We start from the raw sequence: 17846 nt of genomic DNA on the forward strand, positions 1-17846 counted from the left end.
TTTAATTTGAAGATACTAGTAACAGGTACAGCAGGGTTTATAGGAAGCCATTTAGCCATTAAGCTTCTTGAGAGAGGTGATGAAGTAGTTGGACTTGACAATATCAATGACTACTATGACCAAAATGTAAAATATGGGCGACTTCAAAGAGGCGGTATTATAGATACACTTGAAAAAGGCAAAGAGATACCTTACGGCAAACTTCTGACATCGAGCACTAATGCAAACTATAAGTTTATAAAACTTAACCTAGAAGACAAAGAAGCAATGATGAAGCTTTTTGAAGCAGAAAAGTTTGATGCAGTATGTAATCTGGCGGCGCAAGCAGGAGTTAGATACTCTTTGACAAATCCTGATGCCTATATGGATAGCAACATCATAGGATTTATGAATATTTTGGAATCTTGCAGGCAAAACAATGTAAAAAATCTTTGTTACGCTTCTAGCTCATCTGTTTATGGACTTAATGAAGAGTTGCCATTCTCTACAAAGCACAATGTGGACCATCCAATTAGCCTTTATGCAGCAAGTAAAAAATCAAATGAATTAATGGCACACACCTATTCTCATCTTTTTGGAATAAGCACAACAGGGTTGAGGTTTTTTACAGTTTATGGACCGTGGGGAAGACCTGATATGGCACTCTTTTTATTTGTAAAAGCAGCGCTAGAGGGCAAAGCAATAGATGTTTTTAACAATGGCGATATGCTAAGAGACTTTACTTATATAGACGATATAGTTGAAGGAGTAATTAGAGTTATAGACAATCCTGCTCAAAAAGACAAAGCGTGGAACGGAGTAGATGGAGAAGTTTCAACTTCATCTGCACCATATAAAATCTACAATATCGGAAACAACAACCCCGTAAAGCTTATGGACTTCATAACAGCCATAGAAAACAAACTCGGTTGTAAAATAGAGAAAAACTTTATGCCAATCCAAGCCGGAGATGTACCAGCAACTTATGCTGATGTGACTGACTTGGTAGAGGATTTAGGTTATAAACCACAAACGCCTATACAAGAGGGGATTGATAAGTTTGTGGATTGGTATTTGGATTTTTTTCAAGTTAAACTGACGATAAGAACATTAAGGGATAGATGTGGAGATAGTTAGATTTGAGGCTTTGCAAAATAGACTAATAAAATATAAGGGCAATCTAGTTTTAGTAGATAGTGATGTTGCAGAATTGTACGGAGTAACTACAAAAGAAATTAATCAAGCTGTATCAAATAATCTTGAAAAGTTTCCAAGTGGATACATTATAGAACTGACAAAAGAGGAAAAACAAGAGGTGGTCAAAAATTTTGACCACCTCGAAAAACTGAAATTTTCTCCACATCTTCCTAAAGTTTTTACTGAAAAAGGCTTGTATATGTTAGCTACTATAATAAAAAGTAAAATAGCAACTCAAACCACACTAGATATCATAGAAACTTTTGCTAAAGTAAAAGAGTTATCAAGAAATATTAACAGCATTATGAAAACAGAAGATGAAAATATACAAAAAGAGCTAGCACACAAATCAAATAAAATTTTAGAAGAGATAATAGATATAGAACCTGATATTTTAGAAGACTCAAAAGATGGCGAAGTGGTAGAAACTACTACAAAGTTTGAATTTAATCTAGGGTTTGCGAAAGTTAGTAAAAGCATAAAAAGGGTAAAAAATGAAAAATAGTAAGATTTGCATCATCGGTCTTGGATATGTGGGACTTCCTTTAGCTCATGCATTTTCTTCAAAATATGAAGTAGTTGGCTTTGATATATCAAAGTGGAGAATTGATGAGCTTTCAAGCGGATACGACAGAACTCTTGAACTTAATGAAACACAACTAAAAGAAGCATTTTCAAATGGTATGAAGTTTACATTGGAGATTGAAGATATTAAAGATTGTAATATCTATATAGTAACAGTGCCAACTCCTATAGATAAAAACAAAAGACCTGATCTGACTCCTCTTATAAAAGCAAGCGAAACGGTAGGGAAAGTGCTTAAAGAAGATGATATAGTTATCTATGAAAGCACAGTTTATCCAGGTGCTACAGAAGAAGATTGTGTACCAGTACTTGAAAAATTCTCAGGACTTAAATTCAATCAAGATTTCTTTTGTGGCTACTCTCCTGAGAGAATAAATCCAGGCGATAAAGAGCATACTGTAACAAAGATACTTAAAGTTACAAGCGGCAGTACTCCTGAGACAGGAAAAAGAGTAGACGAATTATATGCAAGTGTTATTACTGCTGGCACTCATTTGGCACCTACAATCAAAGTAGCGGAAGCTGCAAAGGTTATAGAAAATTCTCAAAGAGATATAAATATAGCGTTTGTAAACGAACTGGCAATTATATTTAATAAGCTTGGTATAAACACAAACGATGTCTTGGCGGCAGCAGGAACAAAATGGAATTTTCTTCCATTTCGTCCGGGACTTGTAGGTGGTCACTGCATAGGGGTTGATCCCTATTACTTAACACATAAAGCTCAAGAGGTAGGTTATAACCCAGAGATTATCTTGGCGGGAAGAAGGCTTAACGACAACATGGGCATCTATGTAGCAAATCAAGTGATAAAACTCATGATAAAAAAAGGTCTCAAGATAGAGGGTTCAAAGGTGTTAGTTCTTGGCATCACCTTTAAAGAAAACTGTCCAGATATACGAAACTCAAGAGTTATAGATGTGATAAGAGAGTTGCAAGATTTTGGATGTGATGTAGATGTGAGTGATTATTGGGCGGATGCTAAAGAAGTAAAGCATGAGTATAACTTGGACTTAATTGATAATGAAGAATTGAAATTTGAAAATTACAATGCAGTAGTTTTGGCGGTCGCTCATGAAGAGTTTAAAGAGCTAAATTCTCAATTCTCAATTCTCAACTCTCAATTAGTAACCTATGACATAAAATCTATTTTGAAAGAGAGTGACGGCAGGCTATGATGAAAAATTTTGCTTTAATCGGTGCTGCAGGCTATATTGCACCAAGACACATGAAAGCTATAAAAGAGACGAGAAATAATCTTGTAGCAGCTATGGATAAATATGACGGTATTGGTATTATGGATAGCCATTTCCCAGAGGCTAGCTTTTTTACAGAGTTTGAAAGATTTGATCGCTTTGTTGATAAATGGCATCGAGATGGAAATAAAAAGATAGACTATATGGCTATAGCTACACCAAACTATCTGCATGACGCACATATAAGATTCGCTCTTAAAAGTGGAGCAGACGCTATATGTGAAAAACCACTTGTTTTAAATCCGCACAATATAGATCAGCTAAAAGTCATAGAGCAAGAGACCGGTAGAAAAGTAAACAATATTTTGCAACTAAGACTTCATCCTTCAATCATAGCACTTAAAGAAAAAGTTCAAAAAGAACTAGAAAAAAACCCAAACAAAACCTATGATATAGATTTAACATATCTAACAAGTAGAGGTAAATGGTATTTTGTATCATGGAAAGGCGATGAAACAAAAAGTGGTGGTATAGCCTCAAATATAGGGGTTCACTTTTATGATATGTTATGTTGGATATTTGGCGAGGTGCAAGAAAATATTGTGCATCTTAAAACTCCAGATACAAATGCTGGAAGTTTTAAACTAAAACATGCAAATGTAAGATGGTTTTTAAGTGTTAATTATAACTATATTCCAGATGATGTTAAGGCTAGCGGTATGACTACTTATCGTTCTATAACTGTTGATGGAGATGAGATAGAGTTTAGTGGTGGATTTACTGATTTGCATACAAGAAGTTATGAAGAGATACTAAAAGGCAAAGGTTTTGGGTTAGATGAAGCCTATGGATCTATTAGAACAGTTTCAACTATTAGAAATTTAGATTCAATAGGGATGAAGGGTGATTATCATCCATTTGTTAAAAAGGTAATAAATTAAATATGTCAAAGTGTTTTATTCATGAATCATCATATATAGATGAAAATGTAAGCATAGGTGACAATACTAAGATATGGCATTTTTCACACATCCTGAGCGGTTCTGTAATAGGAAGTAACTGCTCTTTTGGACAAAACTGTGTCGTCGGTCCAAAAGTAAAGATAGGAAGCGGTGTAAAAGTACAAAACAACATCTCTATCTATGAAGGCATAGAGATTGAAGATGACGTGTTTTTAGGTCCTTCTATGGTTTTTACAAATGTCACAAATCCAAGAGCTTTTATCGTAAGACGCCACGAATTTAAAAAGACACTTCTCAAATATGGCTGTACTGTAGGAGCAAACGCTACCATAATATGCGGAGTAACTATAGGAGAGTATGCACTAATAGGAAGCGGAGCAGTAGTTAGCAAAGATGTAAAACCATACGCTTTAATGGTTGGCGTTCCTGCCAAACAGATTGGGTGGGTCAGTCGTGCAGGAAATACACTCAAGTTTGATGAAAAAAATGTTGCAGTTGATAGCTATGATGATAGTAAATACAAAATAGAAAATAACAACCTTATTGTGATAGAGGGATAAATGAAGATAGATTTTGCAAACTTACAATATCAACATAATCTATATAAAGAGGAGATAGAAGAGGCTATATTAAAAGTGGCTAGAAACTGTAACTTTATCATGGGTGATGAAGTTCAAGTTTTAGAAAAGAATTTAGAAGAATTTACAGGTGCTGCGTATGCAATATCTTGCAGCAATGGTACGGATGCTTTGCTGCTTGCTATGATGGCACTTGATATAAAACCAGGTGATGAGGTTATAACTACTCCATTTACTTTTATAGCCACGGCGGAAACTATAGCTTTTTTAGGCGCAGAACCAGTGTTTGTTGATATAGATGAAAAAACTTATAATATTGACCCATATAAAATAGAACAAGCAATCACGCCAAAAACAAAAGCTATTATTCCAGTAAGCTTATACGGACAGCCGACGGATATAGATGCCATCAAAGCGATTGCAGATAAACACAATCTAAAAGTGATTATCGATGGTGCACAATCTTTTGGCAGTACCTATAAAGAGAAGACTGATGGTAACTTAGGAGATATCTCAACAACTTCTTTTTTTCCTGCAAAGCCTTTAGGATGTTATGGTGATGGCGGAGCGGTATTTACAAATGATGAGGCTTTGGCAAACAAGATGAAATCTCTTAGACTTCATGGGCAATCAAAACGCTATCATCACAAATACATAGGCATGGGCGGAAGACTAGATACTATTCAAGCAGCAGTTTTAAATGTAAAACTAAAATACTATAAAAAAGATTTGGCTCTAAGACAGGAAGTTGCTTCTAAATATACAAAAGCTTTAGAAAATAGATTGGACTTGATTCTTCCATATATAGATGAGAAAATAACATCAGCATGGGCTCAATACTCGGTAAGAGTAAAAAATAGAGATGAAATACAGGAAAAACTAAAACAAGCAGGAATACCAACCGCAGTACATTATCCAATGCCATTACATCTACAAGAATGTTTTGAATATTTAGGGTATAAAAAAGGTGATTTTCCAATATCTGAGACAGTATCAGAGGAGATTATGAGCTTGCCAATGAATCCTTATGTAACAGATGAAGAGATTGAGTATATAACTAATGAGGTTGTAAATTGCATTCACTAAAAACTAGCGACCAAAAACTAAAAACTAATATGTATGATTACTTAATCATAGATTCAGGCATCATACGAATGACAAAAGATTGTGAATTAAAACAGCGAGTAATAGACTTGAATATATTTTTTATCAAGAGGAGTATAAAAATTTAATGCCAACAAATAATAATTTAATTTTAACAATTGAAAATTCATTAGAAGATTTTCAAAAAAAAGGTAATCTGGATTTGTCTTTGGAGTACTATAACCCAAATAATTATTTTGATGAAGTATATTTTATTTCATATAACCCAAATGATTTAAAGATTAAACATAATAAAGATTGGTTGGTTGTTATTTCGCCAAAGTATTTTAATTTTCTACACAAGTTTAAGCGTAAAAAAATATTTTTTTTATTTTTTTCAGGGTTTGTCTACATTTATCATATTTTTAATTTAATAAAAATTATTAAAAAAAATAATATTAAAATTGCAAGAACAGGTCATCCTTATTTAATGTCTTTTTCATTATTATTAGCATCAAAGTTCTCTAAAATACCTTTTGTTTCAACTATTGGGGGAGATAATAGATTAGCGCAAAGTAAAATAGGAAGATACCATATTTTTAATAATAAATTTATTAGTTTTTTTGTAGAGGAGTTTGTTTTAAATAGAAGTGATAATGTTATTGTTCCTAACAAATATACGGCAAATTATGTAAGAAGTATTTCCAGTCAAAAAAACATAACTGTACTACCTTTACCATTAAGAAATGAATTATTCTATCGATTGAATGACGATGTTTGTATGATAGAACCAGAATATTTTTTATTTATAGGAAGATTAGTTGGAGATAAACATCCTGATTTTATCTTAGAGTTGTATATAAAATTTGTTGAAAATAATCCAAAGACTACTAAAAAGTTAGTAATAGTTGGAAATGGTGAGATGATGGACGAACTTAAAAAAAGAGTTATTGATAGTAGTTTAGAAGATAAAGTTATTTTTACAGGATTTTTAAATACAAGTGAAATTATAAAATATTTAGAAAAAAATCCTATTTGCTTAATCCCTATATCGGGTTTTGTAATATATGAAGCAGCTATTTTTGGAAATATGATAATTACTAGTGATATAGAATGGCATTCAGAATTTATAGAAGATGGTATTAATGGTTGGGTCGCTAAATATTTAGATATTAATAGTTGGCTTGAAAAGTTAAACTATATTGAGTGTAATCTAGAAGATTCTAAAAATAAAGCTTTAAAGCTTAAAGATAAAATGAAAGAACTAAAACCTGAAAATATTTATGCTCAGCAAATTGAACTATACAAAAAGGCAGTTAAATGAAAAATAAAATTTTAAGAAAAATCTTAGAAAGTAGGCTGTACTTAGAAAATGATGGCATTTTTATTCAAGATAAAGAAAGTATTTCTTTTTATGAAATAAATAAAAAAGAACAATACGCAATGGATAAGGTCATCCAAAGTACGAAAATAGTTAGTTCAAATCAACTAAAAGTATACTTTGATGAATATAGTGAAAAAAAGATAATAGATAAAAATATTTCAATAATTGAGATTATTAATTTAAAAGATAATTCACTTGCCATAGATTGTGGCTGCGGAGAAGGTGGGTATTTGAAAGTGTTATCAAAAAAATTTGATTTAGTAATCGCAATTGATTTGTCACTAGAAGCTATATTGTATGCAAAAAAAACAAATAAAAGTTTAGATAATATAATATACATAAACGGATCTATGCTTGATTTTTATAATATTTTTGATGAACCTATTGCAGATTTTTGTTTATCGGCAGAAGTAATAGAACATGTACCATCCCCTAATCTTTATTTAGAAAATATTTATAGTTTACTTAAACAAGATGGGCTGCTTTTAATTTCAACCCCTTGTCAAAATTTATATTTTTATCCATTTCAATTTTTTTCAATGATTCTTACTAAGCCTAAAACCTTAATTAGGCTTTTAAATCCATTAGAAAACTGGGAATTTGCATTAAATTGGCATCCTGCAATGAGTAAGAAGAGTTTTTTGAAACTATTAACTAAACATGGTTTAGAAGTGAATTATTACCAAAATTTTGTACCTTATTACTTTGATAAATTTCCTATTGTTTATTATATTGCAAATATTTTGCCTATTAAATATTCTCTAGGTTTTTATAAAGTGTTTTTAGAAAGTTATAATTCTTTAATTGAAAAAATTTCATTTGGCATAAGACAACATGCTTTGGTGAGAAAAAATTGATATGTGCGGAATAATCGGTTCAGTAAATTGTAACAACAAAGATTTATTTCAAAGTTCTTTGCAATTAATAGATCATCGAGGTCCTGACAATCAATCAGTCTTTGAATATGAAAATATTTTATTAGGACACACAAGACTTTCAATTATTGATTTAGAAACTCATAGCAACCAACCTATGGAAATGGATGAATTAGTTATAATTTTCAATGGTGAAATATATAACTATATTGAGATAAAAGATGAACTTTTAAAGCTTGGGTATAAATTTAAGACTAATTCTGATACTGAAGTTATATTGAAATCCTATCAGCAATGGGGACAAAGTTGTGTAAATAGATTTAATGGAATGTGGGCTTTTGCTATTTTAGATAAAAAAGAAGAGATACTTTTTTTATCTAGGGATAGATTGGGAGTGAAACCACTTTATTATATTTTTAAAGATGGTAAATTCTTATTTGCTTCTGAGATTAAAGCTTTGTTGCCATTTTTAGAAAACAAAGTAGCAAATAAAGAGGAACTCATAAGATACTTGGTTTATGGTACGCAAGAGCATAAAAAAGAGACAATGTTTAAAGATATATATAGATTTCCTAGCTCACACAATATGACTTATGATACAAAAACCAATAAATTTGAATTTCAGAAATATTTTTCTTTACTAGCTAAAGATAATGAAGTCTCAGAAACTGAAGCTAAAAATCAACTAAAAGATTTAATAGACAGTAGTATAAATCTAAGACTTAGAAGTGATGTAAAAATAGGTATGGCTTTAAGTGGAGGAGTTGATTCAAACATTATAGTTTCAAATGTACACACAAAAAATCCGCAAATAGAGAGCTTCTCTTCTATATATGAAGATAACGACCAAATAAATGAAAATAACAATATAGATAAAACAGTAAAAAAACTTGGATTAAATCAACACTATATACTATCGGACATAGACGGGCTTATAAAAGACATTGAACATATAGTATACATGCAAGATGAACCTTTTGATACATTGGGTATTTATGCTCAATACAAAGTATATGATGAGATGAAAAAATCTGGAGTGAAAGTATCTTTAGATGGGCAAGGAGCAGATGAGATATTTGCAGGTTATGGAACATATAGAGCTATTGTTATGAGAGAAAATTTTTATAACTTAACTTTTTGGAAAGATTATCTAAAATACTATAAAAGTTTTTTATTTCAAGATGTGAAGTTATGTTTAATATCTTTATTTCCATCTCTTTTTGAAAAACTCTATTTTCAGAAAAGGGCTAAAAAGCTCTTTAATAAAAAACAAACATTTATTTCAAGTGGAAAAAGCTCTTTTAGTGGCTTTGAAAACTTAAATAAAAAATTACTCAATGATGTTTCAGAGTATCTGAGTGTTCTTTTGAGATATGTAGATAGAAACTCTATGAGTAAGTCTATAGAGTCAAGAGGTCCATTTTTGGACTACAGAGTTGTAGAATTTGCACTCTCTTTACCTTCACACTTAAAATACAAAGATGGATTTAGTAAATATATACTAAGAAAAACTTTTGAAGGGAGTGTAGATAAAAGTATTATATGGAATAAAGAAAAAAAAGGTTTTCCCGTACCTCAAAATGAATGGTGTAATAATCATGAATTTTTAAAAAAAATAGGTGGATATTTAAAAAGTTCTAAAATATTAAAAGAATTAGGTGTAAATCTAGATATTGATAAAAGTGATCCAATATTTTGGAAAATAGTCAATGTTGCTATTTGGGAAGAAGTTTATAAGATAAAAATAGGAGAAAAATAATGCAAATGTTTGAGATTTTAGTAGATCCAGTAGATGGTTCAGAGTTGAGTTTGGTAGAAATAGAGAACCATCAGTATACGGATGGAAGAATAGTTATAAAAACAGGTTTTTTGTATTCAAATAAAACACAAAATTTATATCCGATTATTAATGGTGTTCCTGTTTTATTAACATTTAAGACAAAATTGTCATTAAAATTTATTGATGATTATAAAAGTATATTATTGGAAAATGAATATAAGAATCTAAAATTACCAAATTTAGAGCCTATGCAAGGTGAGAAAAGTATCCAAACAACATTTACAGAAGAATGGGGGGGGATTAGGTGATGATGAAATAACATTTGCCTATGATAAAGAACAAGGTATTAAATTGCATAAAGATGTGTGGCTTAAGATGAGTGAACAAGAAAGAGAAAGTAAAACATTGGTTTTGGATGTAGGTTGTGGATTTGGTAAAGAAGCAAAATATTTAATGGAAATATTTACTAAAGCAAGAGTAGTAGCTGTTGATTTAAACCTTGCTGTAATCAGAGCTGGATTAGATTTATTGGAAACAAATAGAATTTTTCCAGTTGTATCTTCTCTCTTTAGATTACCATTTAAAGATTTGTTTTTTGATCATGTACATTGTCAAGGAGTATTACACCATACATTTTCCACAGAAAAAGCTTTTGAATCAATAGAAAAAAAAGTTAAAAAAGATGGAAGTATATTTATATGGGTTTATGCTTGGGAAGATTCATTCGGAATAAAGGGAATTAGAGGTTTTCTTGTTCATCTTTATTGGTTCGTTTCACATAGAATATTTAGACCTATTTTGAGTAGAAGTCCTAGCTTTATAAGAACCCCAATTATATATTTTATATCTTTAATTTTTCATCCACTTATAAAAAATAGAGGAATTAATAGAAATAGAGAATGGAAGTTTCAAAATACTGTACATGGGATAAGAGATATGTTTACGCCGATGTATGCAGAGAGGTTGAGATTTAATGAAGTTTTAGTGTGGTTTGAAAAAAAAGACTATATGGTTAGTGTTCAATCTCCGTTAACATATGAAAAACTTTTTGGTCATAGACTTCTTGGGATAGGGTATGTTGGTAGACGATACTAATAAAAGAGTATTAATCATTGGTGATTCTACAACAATGTGGATAAGACCTTATAGAAAAAGTCATGATGATTTGACTTATATTGAACTTTTAAGAAAACAAAATTATCAAATTGATGTGGTTTCAAAACCAGGAATGACTTCTTCAGAAGCAGTGAAGTATTATTGGAATAATTCAATGGCTTCTTTTTATGATATCTGTATTATATCTGTTGGAATAAATGATTTAACACCCAGAAATTATCCAAGATGGTTGTGGAAAATCAATAATGAAATTTTAGTTTCCAATAGCTATTTTGAAAAACTTATTCAATTTATTTATAGATTAGTAACATATTCAAAGTTTCAAACCTTATGTGCTAAGTTTGGCATGTCAAGACCTTGGGTTTCTAAAAATGCTTTTAAACTATATCTTTTAAAGCTACAAAAAATTATTATAAAAGAAAGTAATACTAAGATGGTTTTTTTATCTTTACCAATGGTTAGTAGCAGGGTGGAAAATATTTTTCCTGGAATTGAAAACAATGTTATTAAATATAAAAAAGTTTTTAATGAACTACAAAATGAAAGAACATTAATTTTAGATATAGAAAATATTTTTAAGTATGATAGGCAAAGGTTTAACCCAGAGGGGATTCACTACAGTGCAGATGGGCATAAAAGAATTTTTGAAGAACTAATAAAAATTATTGAAATGGAATAAAAATGAAAATACTCACAATATTAGGAGCAAGACCACAGTTTATTAAAGCAGGTTCTGTAAGCCGTGAGATAGCTAAACATACAGAGGTAGTAGAAGTCATAGTTCATACCGGGCAACATTATGATTCCAACATGAGTGATGTCTTTTTTGAACAGATGCAAATACCAAAACCTGATTATTTTTTAGGAATCGGTGGGAAGTCACATGGTGCCATGACGGGGCAAATGATTGAAAAAATAGAGGAAGTGGCTCTTAAAGAGAAACCTGATTGGATTATGGTGTATGGAGATACAAACTCAACTTTAGCAGGTGCAATAGTGGCTAGTAAACTTCATATAAAACTAGCACATATTGAAGCAGGACTAAGAAGCTTCAATATGAAGATGCCTGAGGAAGTAAATAGAATTCTTACAGATAGAGTGAGTACAATTCTTTTTTGTCCTACAGAAACAGCAGTTAAAAACTTAAAAGCAGAAGGCTTTCCTTTCAAACTAACTACTAATAACCAACAACTAATAACTAATGTGGGTGATGTCATGCAAGATGGTGCGATGTTTTATAAGCATCTTGCCGTAAAACCAAAGCTAGATATAAAAAATAGTTTTATACTTTGTACTATTCATAGAGCTGAAAATACAGATGATGAAAATAGACTAAAAAATATTTTTGAAGCATTAGATGAAATTGCAAAAGAAAAACAAGTGATTTTGCCTCTTCATCCAAGAACAAAAAAAATAATAGAAAATTTAAAATTAGATATTCAAAATTTAACAATCATAGACCCTGTAGGATACCTAGAAATGGTATGGCTTATAGATAACTGTAGTTTAGTGATGACTGATAGCGGGGGACTTCAAAAAGAGGCATATTTCTTTGGTAAACCATGCGTAACATTAAGAGATGAAACTGAGTGGGTAGAGCTAGTAGAGTGTGAAGCAAATACTTTAGTGGGAGCAGATAAAGAGAAGATATTGGAAGCTTTTAAAAACAATTTAACATTCAATATTGAAAACTCAAAACTAGGTTTATATGGTGGTGGAGAAGCAAGTGAGAATATTATAAAAACTTTGTTGGAGTATTAATTGAATGTTTTGCTAATAACTTATTATTTTCCATCTTGTGGTGCTATTGGTTCAAAAAGATGGGGAGGGTTTTATAATCTTTCATTACAAAATAAAGATATAGAATTCACAGTTTTGACAGCAAATTGGAATGGTGAGAAAATAGAAAATAAAAAGATACACTATTTAGGAAATGAAATAGAGTATACACCGCCTGTGTCTATAAATAGAGAGTATACATTTAGTGATACTTTAAAGCATCCAACTGTAGCTATAAGAAGTGTTGATAGAAGTTTGTTCGCTAGTTGGAAAAACAGTGTTACTAAATGGATAGATGAAAATAGAGATTTAAAATTTGATATAGTTATAGCTTCCTTTGGTCCGAGTGCTTGTCTGCTTTTAGGAAGTTATGCTAAAAAAGTTTATAAGGTTCCTTATATTTTAGACCTTAGAGATTTAGTTTCTATGCAAGGACAAAAGAAAAAAATACCTTTACTAAATTTTATTGACATTACACTCGATAGGTTTTTAACAAAAGATGTAGATAAATTCTTGACAGTGTCTTCTACATGTAAAACTAAAGCAGAAAAATTTTATAAAAAAGATGTTGAAGTAATCTATAATGGATTAGATATAAAACTTGAAGATATTGATACAGATATCAGTATAAGCGATAAAGAAAATATATCTATACTTTATACTGGTACATTGGGATTTACAAGAAATCCAAATAAAATAGTGAATATTATAGATGAATATATACGACAAAATCCACAAGTTAAAGTTCAAATAAAATTTGCAAGTCAAGATAACCCATTTGACTTTATTAAGCAAAAAAATCTTTTAGTTGAGATTCAATGGTTAGGATATCTTTCAAAAGAAGAGGTTTCTACTCAAAGAGAAAAGAGTAGTGCTTTATTGTTGTTGGAAGATCAAACAGAAAATGGTAATGAAAATTTAACAGGAAAGGTATTTGAATACATGGCTTCAAAAAAGCCTATAATTGTTTCTTGTCATGAAAATTCAGACATAATCGCTTTGATAAAAGACACAAATTCTGGAAATTTAATAGATAATATTACTGATTTTGATAGTTTCATAAAAACTCAAAGATTTTTGAATGTGAATAAAGTGAATGAATATTCTAGAGAAAATCAATTTTTACGATTAATTGAAATGTTGAAAAATGTGTAGCATCTTAGGTTACTATAATACAAAACTCTCTTATAAAGAGCTTGTAAAACAAAATCTTTCCATGTCTCACAGAGGTCCTGACAATTCTACTCTAAAAGAGTATAGGTTTAGAGACAAATGTTTGTACTTTGGTCACAATCGACTCTCCATTCAAGACTTAGCCACTCATGCCAATCAGCCTATGGAAAATGAAAGGTTTGTTATTGTCTTCAACGGTGAGATATATAATCATAGAGAGTTAAGGGGTGAGTGTGAGTATGCTTGGAAAACCACTTCAGATACAGAGACACTGCTAAAACTTTTTAGTAAGTTTGGAGTGGAGCAAACGCTTCTTAAACTTATAGGTATGTTTGCTATCGGGCTTTTTGACAAGTTTGAGCAAAAACTTTATTTAGTTCGAGACAGAGTGGGGATAAAGCCACTTTACTATACCTTTGAAAATGGAGAATTTGCTTTTGCGAGTGAACTAAAAGGTTTTGCAGAGCATTTAAAATGCAAAGTTTCAAATAAAGCCCTTATCCAATTTATGACTTTGGGTTATATTCCAAATGAGAGTAGCTATTATCAGAACATAAAAAAATTACAGCCTGCACACTACTTAATGTTTGATGGAGAAAACATAGCACTAAAAAGATACTGGAAGTTGCCAAATGATAAAATAGATATAAGCTATAGTGAAGCAGTAGAAGAAACTGAGAGACTCCTGCGAAGTAGTGTGAAGTATAGGCTTTTGGCCGATGTGGAAGTGGGCAGTTTTTTAAGTGGCGGAGTGGATAGCAGTCTGGTTAGTGTTATAATGGCACAGGAATCAAACCAAAAAATCAAAACATTTTCTATAGGATTTGAAGATAAAGCCTATGATGAGTCTATCTACGCAAAAGAAGTCGCTAAATATATAAAAAGCGACCACTATGAGTATAAATTTGGCATAAATGATGTTTTTACTCTTTTAGATGGCTTTGATACTTTTTATGATGAGCCTTTTGGTGATGCTTCAAGCTTGCCGATGATGTTACTCTCAAAAATGACAAAAGAACATGTTACAGTGGCACTTAGTGGTGATGGCGGGGATGAGCTTTTTTTAGGATATGACAGATACTTTCTCACACAAAACTATCATAATAAACTCTCTAAAATACCGCAAGTTCTCAGAAATATGCTTTCAAGTATTGGAAGATATTCGACACATGATAGATTGCAAAAGATGAGCTATCCGCTTAAAAATCTTAGTGAGCAAAATCTTTATGCACTTTTGTATAGCTCTACAAAGCCTTGGGAGCTTAAAAATTTGTTTGACAGAGATTTTTTAGTAGAATCATTTGGAAAGAGTGATTTAAGTTTGTTAGATATTTTAGAATATCAGTTTGATGGAGATGATTTGTTAGATAGTTTAAGCAGACTTGATTTTCATATATATTTGCCGGATGACATACTTGTAAAAGTAGATCGTGCAAGTATGGCATACTCTTTAGAAGCCAGAGTTCCTCTGCTTGATCATAGAGTTGTAGAGTTCGTATATAGTTTACCTACAAATCTTAAGCTTAAAAATGGACCAAAATCTATTCTCAAAGAGATACTTTATAAACATGTTCCAAAGGAGTTGATCGATAGACCAAAAAGAGGATTTAGCGTGCCATTAAAGCATTGGTTTAGAAATGAGCTCAAAGACGTAGTTTATGCCAAGATAGAAAGTTTAGATGATAGATTTAACAAGAAATATCTGTTTAATATCTTTCAAGAACATCAAAACGGAAGAAACTTTGAATATGTTCTTTGGAATATATTGAGATTAAGATAAAAGGGTATTTTTGAGTATTTTAAAGAAGCTGAGTTCATTACTTACTAAACATGATAAAAAGTTTTTACTATTTTTAGTGTTTTTCTCTGTTTTTATAGCTGTGATTGAGACTATAGGAATAGCCGCTATCATGCCTTTTATATCAATTGCTAGTGATTTCACTTTGATTGAGTCAAATGAGTACTATAAAGCAATTTATGAATTTTTTAGATTTAGCAGTTATTTGGATTTTGTAATAGTTTTTGGTGTGCTCCTTGTTTTTTATTATATTTTAAGAGGTGGACTGAACCTATTGTATTTTTATCTTCTTGCAAGATTTTCTAAAGGACGAACTCATCTTTTGGCGTACCGACTTTTTGAAAACTATCTTGGGATGAGTTATCATCAATTTATAAATAAAAACAGCAGTGAGCTTTCCAAGTCCATCATAAATGAAACTCAATATTTAACCATTATGATCTCAGCTACGCTCTTTATGGTCAGTGAGATATTCGTTGTTATTTTTATTTATAGTGCGATGATCTATATAGATTGGAAGATTACTATCATAATGACAATATTTTTAGGACTTAATGCACTGTTCTTAATAAAAAAGATCTCCCCCATCATTAAAAGACAAGGAGTTGTAAGAGAAGAGTACCAAAAAAAGTTTTTTGAGATTATAAATAGTACATTTGGAAATTTTAAAATAATAAAACTGCAATCAAACGATAAGCTTATACTAGACAGATTTAACAGTGCTAGCTATGGTTTTACAAAAAGTGCCATCGTTAGTGAATCTCTGTCTAATTTTCCAAGAATATTTTTAGAAACATTGGGTTTTGGGCTTATAGCGCTTGTGGTAGTTTATCTGGTGTATATGTATCAAAGCAATATTTCATCGGCACTTGGTATTTTGTCAATGTTTGTTTTAGGTCTGTATAGGCTTATGCCATCGGCAAACAGATTGTTGAATAGCTATAATCAAATAATGTACTATCATAAATCACTTGATCTGATACACAATGACCTGATGTACAATGGGGAAAGTTTAGGCAATGAAAACATAGATTTTCAAAATGTCATTCATCTGCAAAATATAAGCTTTGGGTACAGTGAAAATAAAATGGTACTCGAAAATATTGACCTAAGCATACAAAAAGGTGAGAAAATAGCTTTTGTAGGACCGAGCGGAAGCGGTAAAAGTACACTTGTAGATATTCTCATAGGACTTTACAGACCTATGAGTGGGCAGATAGTCGTGGACGATAAAATAATAAGTGAGTCAAATATAAAAAACTGGAGAAAAAAAATAGGTTATATCCCTCAAAGTGTGTACTTATTTGATGGTACCGTTGCTCAAAACATAGCCTTTGGACAAGAGTATGATGAAAAGAAGATAAAAGATGTCTTGGCAAAAGCAAAAATACTAGAGTTTTTAGAAGCACATCAAAACGGTATAGATACTTTTGTCGGTGAAGGGGGCATAAAGCTTAGCGGTGGACAAAAACAGCGTATAGCTATTGCAAGAGCGCTCTATCAAGAACCTGAAATACTAGTGCTTGATGAAGCTACTTCGTCTCTTGATGAAGCAATAGAAAAAGAGATAATGGATGAGATATATGAGATAAGTCAAGATAAGACTCTCATAATAATAGCACATAGATTAAGCACAATAGACAGATGCGAAAAAGTTTATAAAATAAAAAACAAAAGATTGGTTTTAGAATAGTGAAGAAAAAACTTTCTATCTTGATCTATTCACTAGCCAGCGGTGGAGCTGAGCGGGTTGTGTCTATACTTTTAGATGAACTAAAAGATAAATATGATATCACGTTATTTTTGATGAATGAAACAATTTTTTACAAGATACCAAAAGATATAAAGATATTCTACCTTGAAAACTCATACCCAAGAGAGAGCGGCATCAAAAAGCTTTTAAAATTGCCCTTTTTGGCATGGAGGTATAAAAAGCTAAATAGCGCCGAAGTATCTTTGTCTTTTATGAACCGTCCAAACTATATCAGTATACTGGCAAAGATTTTGGGAATGAAATCTAAGGTTGTCGTAAGTGAGAGAGCCATGCCCTCTTTGCAGCATAAAAGCGGTTTGCAAGGTTTCATAAATAGAACTTTGATAAAGTATTTGTATAAGAGTGCAGATATTATTACAGCAAATTCCAAAGGCAATACTCATGACTTGCAAAATAGTTTTGGTTGTAAAAATGTAGTAACTATAAACAATCCTTTTGACTTAGAAAAAATAGAGACATATTCAAGAGAAGAAGTTGATTTTAGAGATGAGAAGTTTACTTTCATTACGGTTGGAAGAGTTGATAGCGGAAAAAATCATAAGCTTCTTGTAGAAGCCATAAAAGATATAGATGCAAAACTTTATATC

Annotated in this window: 17 protein-coding genes; all 17 read left to right on the forward strand. The window is 31.1% G+C overall.

All coding sequences use genetic code 11. The features are described 5' to 3' along the window. Positions 1 to 6: 6 nt before the first annotated feature. Complete coding sequence (locus M0Q20_RS01585; RefSeq protein ID WP_295058148.1) at positions 7 to 1116, forward strand: NAD-dependent epimerase; 1110 nt, start codon at positions 7 to 9, stop codon at positions 1114 to 1116. Then, entirely contained in the window at positions 1103 to 1681 is a 579-nt protein-coding gene (locus M0Q20_RS01590; RefSeq protein WP_295058151.1) for an ORF6N domain-containing protein, read from the forward strand. Before M0Q20_RS01585 ends, M0Q20_RS01590 begins: the two co-directional genes overlap by 14 nt. Next, positions 1671 to 2939: a Vi polysaccharide biosynthesis UDP-N-acetylglucosamine C-6 dehydrogenase TviB gene (gene tviB, locus M0Q20_RS01595; protein WP_295058154.1), complete on the forward strand. Its 1269-nt coding sequence runs from the start codon at positions 1671 to 1673 to the stop codon at positions 2937 to 2939. The genes M0Q20_RS01590 and tviB overlap by 11 nt, the downstream gene beginning before the upstream one ends. Continuing rightward, positions 2939 to 3898 (forward strand): Gfo/Idh/MocA family oxidoreductase, encoded by a 960-nt coding sequence (locus M0Q20_RS01600; RefSeq protein WP_295058188.1) that lies wholly within the window; start codon positions 2939 to 2941, stop codon positions 3896 to 3898. The genes tviB and M0Q20_RS01600 overlap by 1 nt, the downstream gene beginning before the upstream one ends. Positions 3899 to 3900: 2 nt before the next feature. Further along, positions 3901 to 4479, forward strand: coding sequence for an acyltransferase (locus M0Q20_RS01605; protein ID WP_295058157.1), 579 nt, complete (start codon positions 3901 to 3903; stop codon positions 4477 to 4479). Beyond that, positions 4480 to 5583, forward strand: a complete 1104-nt coding sequence (locus M0Q20_RS01610; RefSeq protein ID WP_295058160.1) for a DegT/DnrJ/EryC1/StrS aminotransferase family protein — start codon at positions 4480 to 4482, stop codon at positions 5581 to 5583. Between the two features lie 145 nt (positions 5584 to 5728). Further along, the gene (locus M0Q20_RS01615) at positions 5729 to 6904 is read left to right on the forward strand and encodes a glycosyltransferase (protein WP_295058162.1); all 1176 of its coding nucleotides are present in this window, start codon (positions 5729 to 5731) and stop codon (positions 6902 to 6904) included. Next, positions 6901 to 7821, forward strand: coding sequence for a class I SAM-dependent methyltransferase (locus tag M0Q20_RS01620; protein WP_295058164.1), 921 nt, complete (start codon positions 6901 to 6903; stop codon positions 7819 to 7821). The genes M0Q20_RS01615 and M0Q20_RS01620 overlap by 4 nt, the downstream gene beginning before the upstream one ends. A gap of 1 nt (position 7822) precedes the next feature. Beyond that, positions 7823 to 9598: an asparagine synthase (glutamine-hydrolyzing) gene (gene asnB, locus M0Q20_RS01625; protein ID WP_295058167.1), complete on the forward strand. Its 1776-nt coding sequence runs from the start codon at positions 7823 to 7825 to the stop codon at positions 9596 to 9598. Further along, on the forward strand, positions 9598 to 9927 hold the full coding sequence (locus tag M0Q20_RS01630) for a hypothetical protein (RefSeq protein ID WP_295058170.1): 330 nt from the start codon (positions 9598 to 9600) through the stop codon (positions 9925 to 9927). The genes asnB (M0Q20_RS01625) and M0Q20_RS01630 overlap by 1 nt, the downstream gene beginning before the upstream one ends. Further along, positions 9875 to 10714, forward strand: a complete 840-nt coding sequence (locus M0Q20_RS01635) for a class I SAM-dependent methyltransferase (protein WP_295058173.1) — start codon at positions 9875 to 9877, stop codon at positions 10712 to 10714. The genes M0Q20_RS01630 and M0Q20_RS01635 overlap by 53 nt, the downstream gene beginning before the upstream one ends. After that, entirely contained in the window at positions 10695 to 11414 is a 720-nt protein-coding gene (locus tag M0Q20_RS01640) for an SGNH/GDSL hydrolase family protein (protein WP_295058176.1), read from the forward strand. Before M0Q20_RS01635 ends, M0Q20_RS01640 begins: the two co-directional genes overlap by 20 nt. Positions 11415 to 11416: 2 nt before the next feature. Next, positions 11417 to 12496 (forward strand): non-hydrolyzing UDP-N-acetylglucosamine 2-epimerase, encoded by a 1080-nt coding sequence (gene wecB / locus M0Q20_RS01645; RefSeq protein WP_295058179.1) that lies wholly within the window; start codon positions 11417 to 11419, stop codon positions 12494 to 12496. Then, positions 12497 to 13669, forward strand: coding sequence for a glycosyltransferase (locus M0Q20_RS01650; protein WP_295058182.1), 1173 nt, complete (start codon positions 12497 to 12499; stop codon positions 13667 to 13669). It begins immediately after the preceding gene. Beyond that, positions 13662 to 15467 carry an asparagine synthase (glutamine-hydrolyzing) gene (gene asnB, locus M0Q20_RS01655; protein ID WP_295058185.1) on the forward strand — a complete coding sequence of 602 codons (1806 nt, stop codon included), beginning with the start codon at positions 13662 to 13664 and terminating at the stop codon, positions 15465 to 15467. Before M0Q20_RS01650 ends, asnB (M0Q20_RS01655) begins: the two co-directional genes overlap by 8 nt. A gap of 16 nt (positions 15468 to 15483) precedes the next feature. Then, entirely contained in the window at positions 15484 to 17178 is a 1695-nt protein-coding gene (locus M0Q20_RS01660) for an ABC transporter ATP-binding protein (RefSeq protein WP_295058190.1), read from the forward strand. Continuing rightward, positions 17178 to 17846: glycosyltransferase (locus tag M0Q20_RS01665; RefSeq protein WP_366933642.1), on the forward strand; the 669-nt coding region annotated here is incomplete at its 3' end. The genes M0Q20_RS01660 and M0Q20_RS01665, both read left to right, overlap by 1 nt.

The sequence above is a fragment of the Sulfurimonas sp. genome, from assembly GCF_023229025.1.
Taxonomy (GTDB): Bacteria; Campylobacterota; Campylobacteria; order Campylobacterales; family Sulfurimonadaceae; genus Sulfurimonas.